The sequence below is a fragment of the Variovorax terrae genome (assembly GCF_022809125.1).
GTDB classification, from domain to species: domain Bacteria; phylum Pseudomonadota; class Gammaproteobacteria; order Burkholderiales; family Burkholderiaceae_C; genus Variovorax_A; species Variovorax_A terrae.
On the sequence record NZ_JALGBI010000001.1, the window covers coordinates 2,077,957 to 2,089,976 of the forward strand.

General features: G+C 70.9%; 11 protein-coding genes. 7 read left to right on the plus strand and 4 right to left on the minus strand.

Annotation, left to right across the window (positions count from 1 at the left end; all coding sequences use genetic code 11):
* The first annotated feature begins 161 nt into the window (after positions 1-161).
* Both MMF98_RS09760 and MMF98_RS09765 read left to right on the plus strand, forming a co-directional pair.
* Complete coding sequence (locus tag MMF98_RS09760) at positions 162-1,826, plus strand: ExeA family protein (RefSeq protein WP_243306085.1); 1,665 nt, start codon at positions 162-164, stop codon at positions 1,824-1,826.
* Between the two features lie 13 nt (positions 1,827-1,839).
* Complete coding sequence (locus MMF98_RS09765) at positions 1,840-2,562, plus strand: general secretion pathway protein GspB (protein WP_243306086.1); 723 nt, start codon at positions 1,840-1,842, stop codon at positions 2,560-2,562.
* A 38-nt stretch (positions 2,563-2,600) separates the two neighbouring features.
* Here the strand turns inward: MMF98_RS09765 and MMF98_RS09770 are convergent, their stop codons facing one another.
* The gene (locus tag MMF98_RS09770; RefSeq protein ID WP_243306087.1) at positions 2,601-3,065 is read right to left on the minus strand and encodes a hypothetical protein; all 465 of its coding nucleotides are present in this window, start codon (positions 3,063-3,065) and stop codon (positions 2,601-2,603) included.
* 192 nt (positions 3,066-3,257) lie between these two features.
* On the opposite strand from MMF98_RS09770, the gene imuA reads away from it, so the two are divergent.
* The 4 genes from imuA to MMF98_RS09790 are packed head-to-tail and all read left to right on the plus strand — an operon-like array spanning position 3,258 to position 9,302.
* Positions 3,258-4,016, plus strand: coding sequence for a translesion DNA synthesis-associated protein ImuA (gene imuA / locus MMF98_RS09775; protein ID WP_243306088.1), 759 nt, complete (start codon positions 3,258-3,260; stop codon positions 4,014-4,016).
* Positions 3,985-5,343, plus strand: a complete 1,359-nt coding sequence (locus MMF98_RS09780) for a DNA polymerase Y subunit UmuC family protein (RefSeq protein ID WP_243306089.1) — start codon at positions 3,985-3,987, stop codon at positions 5,341-5,343. Before imuA ends, MMF98_RS09780 begins: the two co-directional genes overlap by 32 nt.
* Positions 5,336-8,728, plus strand: coding sequence for an error-prone DNA polymerase (locus tag MMF98_RS09785; protein ID WP_243306090.1), 3,393 nt, complete (start codon positions 5,336-5,338; stop codon positions 8,726-8,728). Before MMF98_RS09780 ends, MMF98_RS09785 begins: the two co-directional genes overlap by 8 nt.
* Before the next feature lie 22 nt (positions 8,729-8,750).
* On the plus strand, positions 8,751-9,302 hold the full coding sequence (locus MMF98_RS09790) for a 2'-5' RNA ligase family protein (RefSeq protein ID WP_243306091.1): 552 nt from the start codon (positions 8,751-8,753) through the stop codon (positions 9,300-9,302).
* A gap of 100 nt (positions 9,303-9,402) precedes the next feature.
* Here the strand turns inward: MMF98_RS09790 and MMF98_RS09795 are convergent, their stop codons facing one another.
* The 3 genes from MMF98_RS09795 to MMF98_RS09805 form a co-directional block, all read right to left on the minus strand.
* The gene (locus MMF98_RS09795) at positions 9,403-9,879 is read right to left on the minus strand and encodes an EVE domain-containing protein (RefSeq protein WP_243306092.1); all 477 of its coding nucleotides are present in this window, start codon (positions 9,877-9,879) and stop codon (positions 9,403-9,405) included.
* A 113-nt stretch (positions 9,880-9,992) separates the two neighbouring features.
* On the minus strand, positions 9,993-10,343 hold the full coding sequence (locus MMF98_RS09800) for a DUF2845 domain-containing protein (protein WP_243306093.1): 351 nt from the start codon (positions 10,341-10,343) through the stop codon (positions 9,993-9,995).
* A gap of 115 nt (positions 10,344-10,458) precedes the next feature.
* A complete protein-coding gene (locus MMF98_RS09805) occupies positions 10,459-10,968 on the minus strand; it encodes a GNAT family N-acetyltransferase (RefSeq protein WP_243306094.1) in 510 nt (169 codons plus the stop codon).
* A gap of 413 nt (positions 10,969-11,381) precedes the next feature.
* Here MMF98_RS09805 and MMF98_RS09810 point away from each other — a divergent pair, with 413 nt between their 5' ends.
* Positions 11,382-12,005: a hypothetical protein gene (locus MMF98_RS09810; RefSeq protein WP_243306095.1), complete on the plus strand. Its 624-nt coding sequence runs from the start codon at positions 11,382-11,384 to the stop codon at positions 12,003-12,005.
* Positions 12,006-12,020: the final 15 nt, after the last annotated feature.

Consider the following 12,020-nt stretch of genomic DNA (forward strand, 5'->3'; position numbering starts at 1 on the left):
TCGGCCTTGCGCTGCAAAACGGCTATCCTCCCGCCTTGTAACAAACGATTCACCGGCCTCCCGCCGGGCCGCGAGAGGCGCTGACGCCGGACCCGTTCGGGCCGATGCGGGGCGCCTGTGTCATCAGGGTGGCATCTGCAGTCCCGAGTATCCTCAAGCCCATGTACGCGCAATTCTTTGGTCTGAAGCAGGACCCTTTCTCGATTGCCCCCGACCCGCACTACCTGTTCATGAGCGAACGGCACCGCGAGGCGCTGGCGCACCTGCTGTACGGGCTGGGCGGTGGCGGCGGCTTCGTGCTGCTCAGCGGCGAGATCGGCACCGGCAAGACCACCGTGTGCCGCTGCTTCCTGGAGCAGATTCCGGCCAACTGCAACGTGGCCTACATCTTCAACCCCAAGCTCACCGCGGGCGAACTGCTGCAGTCGGTGTGCGATGAATTCCGCATCCCGGTGCAGCACGCGGGCCCGGGCGCGCCCACGGCCAAGGACTTCACCGATCCGCTGAACGCCTTCCTGCTGCGCACCCATGCCGCCGGCCAGAACAACGTGCTCATCATCGACGAGGCGCAGAACCTCAGCGCCGACGTGCTGGAGCAGCTGCGCCTGCTCACCAACCTCGAAACCAACGAGCGCAAGCTGCTGCAGATCATCCTGATCGGCCAGCCCGAGCTGCGCAAGATGCTGGCCCGCCCCGAGCTGGAGCAGCTCGCGCAGCGCGTGATCGCGCGCTTTCACCTCGACGCGCTCACCGAGGCCGAAACCGCGCAGTACATCCGCCACCGCCTGGCCGTGGCCGGCCTGAGCGGCGCCCTGCCGTTCGACCGCAAGGCGCTGCAGCGCATCCACCAGCTCTCGCGCGGCGTGCCGCGCCGCATCAACCTGCTGTGCGGCCGCGCCCTGCTGGGCGCCTATGCCAACGGCCAGGCCACGGTGGACCGCCGCGTGGTGGACAAGGCCGCTGCCGAAGTCTTCGACCCCGCCGAAACGGCCGCGCCGGCGCGCGGCCGCGCCGCGGCCTGGGGGCTGGGCCTCATCAGCGGCGCGGCCCTGTTCGGCGCGGGCCTGCTGGCCTTCAACAGCAGCCTGTTCCAGCCCGCCACCGCCGTCGCCACGGCGAGCCCGGCGCGAGCGGCTGCGCCTGCGGCGAAGGCCTCGGCCGCCGCAACGCCTGCCTCCAGCCCCGCAGCAGCGGCGGCAACCCCGGCAGCCTCGGCGGCCGCTGGCCCGGCCTTCCTGGTGCGCGACGAGAGCGAGGCCTGGCGCGCGCTCGCTGCCTCCTGGCCCCTGGCGCTCGGCGAGGGCGATCCCTGCCAGGCCGCCCAGCGCCAGCAGGTGCAGTGCTTCCGGAGCAGCCGCACCAGCCTGGCCCTGATCCGCCAACTGGGCCGCCCCGGCCTGCTCACCGTGTACGACGAGAGCCGCCAGCCCGGCTACGCCCTGCTCACCGGGCTGACCGAGCAGGACGCCACGCTAGTGCTCGGCGGCGCCGCGCAGACCGTGCCGCTCACGGCCCTGGCCGAGATATGGCGCGGCGACTACGCCACCTTCTGGCGCTCGCCCCCGGGCTACTCCGGCAAGACCGCCGACAGCCCCAGCGGCCCGGTGGCGCAATGGCTGGCCGCCCAGTTGGCTGCGCAACAGCCGGCCCGCACGCCGGCAGCCCGGGAAACGCCGCTGCGCGCTCGGGTCTATGCCTTCCAGCTGGCCCAGGGGCTGGTGCCCGACGGCCGCGCAGGCCCGATCACCTTCATGCAGCTCAACCGCGCCGCGGGCGTGGAAGAGCCGCGCCTGCAGACCGGCAACCCCTCCACGAATCGACCTTGAGAGAACAGCAGGCATGTCCTACATCCTCGATGCACTGAAGCGAGCCGACGCCGAACGCGAGCGCGGCACGGTGCCCGGCCTGCACGCGCAGCCCGCCGCGCTGCCGGCCCATGACCCGGCGCAAGGCAGGCGCCAGCCCCTGCTGTGGGTCGGCCTGGCCGTAGCGCTGCTGATGCTGGGCCTGCTGGCCTGGCGCCTCGTCCTGGCCCCTGCGCCCACGCCCTCACCCGCCGCCCCCACTGCTCCCCGCGTGGCCGCCGCGCCGGCTGCACCGCTCCAGATTCCTGCGGCGCCGCGGCCGGCCCCCGCACCGATGCCCGAGCCTGTCGTGGCGGCGCCGGCCGCCCCAACCCCTTCCCCCAACGCCGTGCCTGCCCCGGCGCCGGCGGTTCCCGCCGTGGCGTCCCCCTCGGCCAAGCCAGCGGCCTCCCCCGCACCCGCCAGGGAGCCGGCCCAGGCCGCGGACACAGCCGCCGCCAAGGCCAAGCCCGCCGCGGCCCCGGCCCCCCGCATCTATGCGCCCGACGAACTGCCGCCCGACATCCGGGGCCAGTTGCCCGCCCTCGCCATCAGCGGCTCGGTGTATTCGGAGAACCCGCAAAGCCGCATGCTCATCATCAACGGGCAGGTGCTGCATGAGGGAGAGCGGCCTGCGGCCGACCTGGTGCTGGAGCAGATCGGGCCCAAAGCCGCCGTGCTGAGCTTTCGCGGCTACCGCTACTCGCTGGGGTATTAGAGGCTAGAGGCGCGAACCCGGCCGGCGGCCCTTCCCAGTCAGGGCGCCGGTACCGCCGGCGGTTGCGCCAGCCCGCGCAGGCAGTGCAGCTGCCAGGTGAACTCTTCCGCGAAGGCCTCGGGATCGCGCACCGCGTAGCCGCCGTAGGCGTAGACGCTGGCATAGGCCGCGTAGCTGGCCGCCTCCAGCGCCCGGCCCGCAAGCGCCTGCGCAACGGCATGGGTGGCCGAGACCGCCGCGTGCGCCGCGCCGTCCAGCGAGCGCGAGCCCGGGTGGCTGCGCGCCACCTCGGCCACGCGCCGCGCGGCCTCCTCCAGCGCGGGCCGCGCCAGCCGCCCATCCACGAAGGCACGCAGCGCCGCCACGCCGGCCACGGCTTCGGGCGCTTCCAGCAGGTGCTGCACGCGCTCGGCGCAAGCCAGTCCGAAGGCCAGGCGCAAGGGTTCCTGGTCGGCTGCGTCCAGGCCAAGCGCCACGGCCAGGCGGCTGAGTTCGGGGTTCATGGCATCGGCCTTTCCATCCGGGACGGGCACGGGTTGCGCCCAACCCCGATGGTAGGCCGCTTCCGCCGGGCTCAGGCGGGTTGCGCGGTGAAGGCCTTGGACAGTAAAAGCGCCACCACCGCCATGGGCATTCCTGCGTCCACCCAAATACTGTATAAACAAACAGTCTTTCAAATCTTCCCAACGCCACCCATGCCCGCCGCCTCCGCCCCACGCCACGTGGCCGCCCTCCCGGGCGGCCTGTCGGCCCATGTCTGGCGGGGCGAGGCGCTGGCGCGGGCGGGCGATGCCTGCGTGCCCACCGGGCACGAGGCGCTGGACCGGCAGTTGCCCGGCGGCGGCTGGCCGCTCGATGGCATGGTCGAGCTGCTGCAGGAACAGGCCGGGGCCCATGCCTGGCGGCTGCTGTCGCCCGGCTTGAGCCAGGCCCTGGCCAGCCAGGCCGGGCCGCTGGTGCTGGTGGGCGCGCCTCACGACCCGTTCGGCCCCAGCCTGCACGCCCAGGGGCTGCCCGGCGAACGGCTGCTGTGCGTGCGCACCGACAGGCCCGCGGCACGCCTGTGGGCCGCCGAGCAGGCGCTGCGCTGCGCCGAGGTGGCGGCGGTGCTGGCCTGGCTGCCGCAGGCCCGCAGCAGCGAATTGCGCCGCCTGCAGCTGGCGGCGCAGCAGCACCGACGGCTGCTGTTCGTGTTCCGCACGCCCGCCGCCTGCCAGGAATCGTCGCCCGCGCGCCTGCGCCTGCTGCTCGACGGCGCCGAGGCGCTGCACGTGCATATCCTCAAGCGGCGCGGGCCGCCGCTGGAGACGCCGGTGGTGCTGCCGGCCGGCCCCGAACGCTTGGCAGCCCTGCTGGCCGCGCGCAGGAGCCGCAGCCCTGCGCCGCCGCCCGCCCACATCACCCCCTTGAACCGGAGGCCCCATGCCCTGGATCGCGCTGCAGCCCTCGCATGAGGACGAGCGCGCCGCCTGGGGCTGGCGCGCGCTGCAGTTCACGCCGCGCGTGGCGCAGGTGGACGAAGCCCTGCTGCTCGACATCTCGGGCAGCGAGCGGCTGTTCGGCGGCCAGCAACGCCTGCTGCGCCGGTTTTTGCAGTCAAATCTGCCCGATGTCCGCGCCACCTGGTCACAGGGCGCTACATCTTTGATAGCACTGGCCTTGCTGCGCCTGAAGCGCCGGCAGGAGCCCGCGCCGCCAGCACTGCCCGCCGCCCTGCCGCTGGACACGCTGAGCGCCGCGCGCGAGCACCTGGACACGCTGGCGCGCACCGGCTGCCGCACCTGGGGCGAGCTGCGCGCGCTGCCGCGCGGCGGCGTGGCGCGGCGCTTCGGCGCGGCCCTGCTCGACGCGCTGGACGCGGCCTGGGGCGAGCGGCCCGAGCGCTACCCCTGGCTCACCCTGCCCGAGGTGTTCGACCTGAAGCTGGAGCTGCCGGCCCTGGCCACCAGCACGCCTGAGCTGCTGTGGGCCGCCCAGCGCCTGCTGGCGCAGCTGCAGGCGTGGCTGCGCGCGCGCCAGCGCGGCGTGCTGGCGCTGGAACTCGAATGGACGCTCGACCTGCGCCGCCTGAACGGCCAGCCCCTGCCGCCGCACGAGCAACTGCTGGTGCGCACCACCCAGCCGGCGCAGGACATGGCCCACCTGCGCCGCCTGCTGGGCGAGCACCTGGCCCGCGCCCGCCTCTCGGCCCCGGCCAGCCACCTGCGCCTGCGCTCGCTGGAGACCGCGCCCTGGGCCGGCGCCAGCCACGGCTTCCTGCCCGAAGACAACGCCCCGGGCGACAAGCTGCACCAGCTCGTCGAGCGCCTGAGCGCACGGCTGGGCGCCCACAGCGTGGTGGTGCCCCAGGCCCGGGCCGACCACCGGCCCGAGCGCATGCAGCAGTGGCGGCCGGCGCAGGAGATGCTGCCCCGCGTGGCCGTGCCGGACGCGGTGCAGGGCCTGGCGCCCGCTGCCCGCCCGCCGCCGCGCCGCCCGGCCGGGCCGCCCCCGCCGGGCGCGGCCGATGCCCTGTACCCCGCCTGGCTGCTGCCCGAGCCGCTGCCGCTGGAGGTGCACCAGGACCGCCCTCACCACGGCGGTGCCCCGCTGCGCCGGCTGACGCGGCTGTACCGCGTGGAAACCGGCTGGTGGGAGGCCGGCCGCGCGGCGCGGCGCGACTACTTCATCGCGCGCAGCGACACGGCGGGCCTGGTCTGGATCTACCGCGAGCACGCGCCGCCCGGGGGGCTGGAGCGGGCGGCCTCGTTCCGCTGGTACCTGCAAGGCCTGTATGCCTGAAGCGCACGACAAGCCGCAGCCCGACACGCGCGACGACGAGGACGAGCTGCCGCCGGTGCTCTCCAGCGGCCCGGACCGCCTGCCGCGCTATGCCGAGCTGCATGCCTTGAGCAACTTCAGCTTCCAGCGCGGCGCCTCACACCCGTGGGAACTGGTGCAGCGCGCCTACAACCTCGGCTACGAGGCGCTGGCCCTCACCGACGAATGCTCGGTGGCCGGCGTGGTGCGGGCCTGGTCGGGCCTGAACCGGCACCTGGAGCGCATCCGGCAGCTCGAAGCGCAAGACCCCGCGCAGCGGCGGCTGCGCCCCTTCACGCTGCTCTACGGCAGCGAGTTCGCGCTCGAAGGCGGCCGCCTCATCGCCCTGGCGCGCGACCTGGGCGGCTGGGGCGGCCTGTGCGAGTTCATCACCGCAGCGCGCACCGGCGATGCGGCCAAGGGCGAGTACCGCGTGGGCTGGGAGCACAGCGATTTCAGCCTGCTGGCGGGCTGCGAGATCCTGTTCGCGCCCGGGCGCCCGCCTGGCGGCGCTATCGATTTGGAAGCATTCTGCGACCGCCTGACGCGGACATCGGGCCTTTTTCCCTCTCAAAACCTGTGGCTGGCCGCGGAACTGCTGCACGGCCTGGACGACGACCTCTGGCTGGCCACGCTGCAAGAGGCCGGCGCGCGCTGCGGCGTGCCCCTGGTGGCCGCCGGCGACGTGCACATGCACAAGCGCTCGCGCAAGCGGCTGCAGGACGTGATCACCGCCGTGCGCGTGGGCCGCCCCGTGGCCGACTGCGGCTTCGCGCTGCAGCCCAACGCCGAGCGCCATTTGCGCACGCGCCTGCGGCTGGCCGAGACCTACCCGCCCGAGCTGCTGGAGGCCACGCTGGAAGTGGCGCGCCACTGCGGCGGCTTCGACCTGAAATCGATCCGCTACGACTACCCGCTGGAGACCGTGCCCGCCGGCCTCACGCCCGCGCAGGCGCTGCGCCAGTTGGCGTTCAAGGGCGCGGCCGAGCGCTACCCGCGAGGCGTGCCGGCCCAGGTGAATGCCTGGCTGGAGAAAGAGCTGGCCCTCATCGCCACCTGCCAATACGAGATGTTCTTTCTCACCGTGCACGACATCGTGCGCTTCGCCCGCAGCAAGCACATCCTCTGCCAGGGCCGCGGCTCGGCCGCCAACTCGGTGGTCTGCTACTGCCTGGGCGTCACGGCGGCCGACCCGATGCATTCGAACCCGCTGCTGGAGCGCTTCATCAGCGAAGACCGGCGCAACGAGCCGCCCGACATCGACGTGGACTTCGAGCACGAGCGGCGCGAAGAGGTGATCCAGTACATCTACGCCAAGTACGGCCGCGAGCGCGCCGCCATCGCGGCCGTGGTGATCGGCTACCGCACGCGCAGCGCCATCCGCGATGTGGGCAAGGCCCTGGGCCTGGACGAGCCGCTGATCGACGCCTGCACCAAGGACCACCAGTGGTTCGACGACGCCCTGGCCTCGCAGCGCCTGGCCACACTCGCGCAGCAGGCCGGCACGCCGCTCGACGCGCGCCAGGCGCAGCTCTGGGTCGAGCTGACCCACCAGCTCATCGGCTTTCCGCGCCACCTGAGCCAGCATGTGGGCGGCTTCGTGCTCACGCAGACCCGGCTCACGCGCCTGGTGCCGGTGGAGAACGCCTCCATGGTTGATCGCTCCGTCATCCAGTGGGACAAGGACGATCTCGAAGACATGGGCCTCATGAAGGTGGACGTGCTGGCGCTGGGCATGCTCAGCGCCATCCGCCGCTGCCTCGATTTCGTGAGCCAGCGCCGGGGCCAATCGTTCACGCGCTACGACATCGGCGCGGAAGATGAAGAGACTTACGACATGATCTGCCGCGCCGACACCGTGGGCGTGTTCCAGATCGAAAGCCGCGCGCAGATGTCCATGCTGCCGCGCCTGAAGCCCCGGATCTTCTACGACCTCGTGGTGGAAGTGGCCATCGTGCGGCCCGGCCCGATCTCGGGCGGCATGGTCCATCCCTATCTGCAAGCGCGCAGGCGCAAGGAGCAGAACCTGGCCATCGAGTACGAGCGCTCTTCGCTCGAAAGCGCCGCCGAGCCGCCGCGCCTGCAGAAGGCGCTGGAGCGCACGCTGGGCATCCCCATCTTCCAGGAGCAGGTGATGGAGATCGCCATGATCGCGGCCGGCTTCAGCGCCACCGAGGCCGACGCCCTGCGCCGCGGCATGGCGGCCTGGAAGCGCACCGGCGACGTCAAGCGCTTCGGGCCCCGGCTCATCGACGGCATGCTGGCGCGCGGCTACACGCTCGAATTCGCCCAGCGCATCTTCCAGCAGATCCAGGGCTTCGGCGAATACGGCTTTCCCGAGAGCCACGCCTACAGCTTTGCCCTGCTGGCCTACGAGAGCAGCTGGCTCAAGCGCCACGAGCCCGAATGCTTTCTCGCCGCCCTGCTCAACTCGCAGCCCATGGGTTTCTACACCCCGTCGCAACTGATCCAGGACGCCCAACGCCACGGCGTTCAGGTGCTGCCCGCCGACGTCTCGCACAGCGACTGGGACTGCACGCTGGAGACCGCGCCCACGGCCGCCACCGCCACCGCACGCGGCGTGGCCGTGCGCCTGGGCCTGCGCCTGGTGGGCCGCCTCGGCAAGGAAGCCGCCCAGCGCGTGCCCGCCGCGCGCGCCCAGGCCCCGTTCACCAGCACCGAAGACCTGGGCCAGCGCGCCCAGCTCGACGCACGTGACCTCGACGCGCTGGCCGCGGCCGACGCGCTGCAATCGCTCTCGGGCCACCGCCGCCAGCAGGTCTGGGACGCCGCGGCCCAGCACCGCGCGCCGGCCCTGCTGCGCGGCGCGCCGGTGAACGAAGAGGCGCTGTGGCTGGCGCCCGCGCCCGAGGCCGAGGAAATCACCTTCGACTACGCCGCCACCGGCCTCACGCTGCGCCGCCACCCGCTGGCCCTGCTGCGCCCGAAGCTCGCGCGCCGGGGCCTGCTCAATGCCGACGAACTCAAGGCCCTGCCGCACGGACGCTGGGCCAGCGCCTGCGGCCTCGTCACCGTGCGCCAGCAGCCGCAGACGGCGAAGGGCACCATCTTCGTCACGCTGGAGGACGAGACCGGCCCCGTCAACGTGATCGTCTGGCGGCATGTGCGCGAGCAGCAGCGCGAGGCCCTGCTCAAGTCGCGCCTGCTGGCCGTGCGCGGCATCTGGCAGCGGGATGACCCGCAGCGCGATGGCTCGCAGTGGGATGAACAGCCGCTGGACGGACAGCCACGCAGCGCAGACCGCGGCGGCCAAGTCTGCCACCTGATCGCCCACCGCCTGCTCGATTTGACGCCGCTGCTCGGCCGCCTGGGAGGCCAGAGCGGCAAGAGCCGGGATTTCCATTGAGTGCCCCAGCCAAGGAGCCGCCATGCCCCCGCCCTACCCGCCCGCGCTGCGCATCCTGATCTGCCTCAAGCCCGACCCCGGCGTGCAGGCCGCGATCGACCGCTTCCGCGTGGACACCGGCTGGCCGAGCTGGCGCCGCTGGACCACCGCGCCCCGCCTGCATCTCACGCTGCAATGCTGGGACGGCTTTCCCGGCAGCGAGGTGGAGCCGCTGCGCGCCGCCCTGCGCGGCGTCCCCATGGCGCCGCTCGACCTCGTGCTGGACAAGCCGCAGCTCTGGCATCGCCAGACCGCGGTGCTGCTCGCGCGGCCGAACGCCGGGCTGCAGGCGCTGCACGAGCGCATGCGCGCCGCTCTGGGCCAGGCCGGCCTTCTCATGGCGCCGCATCTGCAGCCCCACGTCACGCTGTCCTACCGCGCCCCCGAGCCGCCGCCGGCCGATGCCGGCCCCGGCATCCCCTGGTGCGCCCGCGAGTTCCTGCTGATCTGGTCGCAGCTGCCGCCCGCCTACCCGCGCGCGCACCACGAGGTGCTGCAGCGCTACGGCGCGGCCGAAGCGAGCCCGGCGGCGTGATTGGGCAGGAATTCAAAGAAGAATCGCCCCGATGTCCGCGTCCCGCTGTCATTGGCAGCTATCGAATTCATAGCAAACCGATTCGCCCGGCGTCAGCCCTTCAGGCCAGCAGCCCGTCGGCAATCAGCCGCCAGTGCGCCGCATCCACCGGTGTGATCGACAGCCGGTTGCCCTTGCGCAGCACCATCATGTCGGCCAGCGCCGGCACGCCGCGCAGCTCGGGCAGGCCCAGCACGCGCGTCTTGCGCAGCGCCTGCACGTCCACCAGCAGCCAGCGCGGCGCATCGAGCTTGGAGGCCGCGTCGTAGTACGGAGACTTCGCGTCGAACTGCGTCGGGTCCGCCCGCACGCCCGAGGCCACGCGCGCAATGCCCACGATGCCCGGCTCGGCGCAACTGGAGTGGTAGAACAGCACGCCATCGCCCACCCGCATGCCATCGCGCATGAAGTTGCGCGCCTGGTAGTTGCGCACGCCCACCCAGGGCACCGTGGCCTTCGGCGCCGCCAGGGCGTCGTCAATCGAGCATTCTTCGGGCTCGGATTTCATGAGCCAGTAGCGGGGGGTGGTGGAGGCCATGGCGGGGCGAGGGGTGGTCGTGAACGAATGAACCCAGCAGGGACGGGACAATGGGCCGGACTATAGCCCCACCCGGGCGCCCCTCCAAGTTGAGCGGCCCTGATCGGCCAGGCTCACTGAACGCGGTCGCCGTATCGGATGGCGGTGAGAGCGCTGGATTCAAACCTCAGCGTTGTCATGAACTGGCCCGTTCCCGGGTTGTAGGTCCATTCATCGACCGATTCGCAGGCCGTGTTGACGACGATCGTGGGGCCACTTGACGACGGCGATGACGAAGGCGTGAAGGTTTGAGGATCCGTTTTTTTGCAGAACGAATCCTTGAAAACCGGCTCGCCGCATTTGGACAGGGCTGCCGCCTTGGAATCCCCCAGCTTGATCAGATCGTTCTTGCAGCGAAAGGAACGGGTGTCGGCAATGGCCACGGAGGAGGCCGCGCAGGCCACGACGACGATGAAGCGGGACATGGAGGAACGCATGATGGTGAACCTTCAACGGATGTGCTGGTTCTGCAGAGAATAAACCCACCAAGGGGCGATCGCCCAGGGCGGCGCCGATGGCCACGCCCTGCCCTTCGCCGCCTCACCCCTTGGCGTTGAACGCCTCGTGGTAGCTCACGCGGCCCGCCGCCACGTGCGGCCCAAAGGCCAGCACCTGGAAATACTCGGGCGGAACGCCCTCCAGCACGCAGTCGGGCCGGTGTTTGAACCCGAAGCGGCCGTAATAGCCCGGCTCCCCCAGCACCACGCACCCGGCAACGCCCAAAGCACGCAGCGCTGCGAGTCCCTCATGGATGAGCGCCCGGCCGATGCCCTGGTGCTGATGTTCGGGGAGAACCGACACCGGCCCCAGGCCATACCAGTCCGGCGAGCCATCGGAAATCTGCACGGGCGAAAACGCCGCGTGCCCCACCACCTGGCCGCCCTTCTCCGCCACCAGAGAGACAGAAAGCGCCCCAGCGCGGCGCAGAGCCAGCACGATGAAGTGCTCCGTCTGGCTGCTGTGAGGCGCGGATTGGAACGCCAGCTCGGTCACGCGGGTGATGGCCTCGGTATCCGCAGGCTGCTCGGAGCGAATGCTTGTCTTATTCAAACTGCGGCTCTCCTGCTGTTCGATACAACAACCAGTTGGAACAATAGCGGTAGCAGCCGTGCAACTGCACGCACTCGTTCATCACACCTTGCATTGCAAATCTGAGCAGCCGTATTTGATCATGCTCGCAGTCGCGATGTCGAGGTTCTCTACCTCTGACTAACCTGCGCCCTTCCAGCCGTCCCAGCGTCAGCAGGCGACGCCGTCCGTCCGCTGGACTCGCTCGTCTCAGGTCTCCGCATGGTGCCGCAGCCGCCATGCCGAGGAACGCCTTCATTCACCCTCTTCGCTGACAGTCCGGCATGACGCCAAGCCCGTTTGCCCAAAAAACCTTCTGTTACGCTTGGAATGCCGGTGGCGCGGAGGGCGTTCACCGGCGATTTTCTATGTCAATCCGACCCACAGGAACAACCATGATGACGTTCACCAAGGCCCCAGGGCGCAGCTTTTTTGCCCGCAGGATCACATTGGCTGCCGCTGCGGCAGCACTCAGCCTGATGACCGGCTGCGCCTCGCACTATCTCGACGCCTCCACCAAAGGCGTTGAACCCGCTGAGTTCACCAAGCCTGCGCAGCCGGCGCCGGTCCAACTCGTATTCGACTTTGAAAGCAAGGGCGTGGTGAATGCCAGGGCCACGGATTTCCTGAAGGAAGCCGTGAAAAGCGAGGTGCAGAAGAGCGGCCTGTTTGCCTCGGTGGACGACAAGCCGGCCACCGGCGGTGCGTTGCTGGAAGTCAAGATCAACAACATCCCCCTGACCGACGACGCGTTCAGCAAAGGCTTGGCCGCCGGCTTCACTTTCGGCCTGGCCGGGGCGCAAGTCTCCGACGGCTACGTCTGTACCGTACGCTACTTGAATGGCGACAAAACCATCATCAAGACAGCCCGCCACGCAATCCACACGACGGTCGGCAACGCTGCATCCCCCGGGAACGCCGTGAAAATCAATAGTCTGAAGGAAGGCGTGCTGACCATGACCCGACAGATCCTGAGCACGGCACTCAACGATTTGTCCAAAGACCCCGCCTTTCAGTGATGCGAGGTCTGGCTG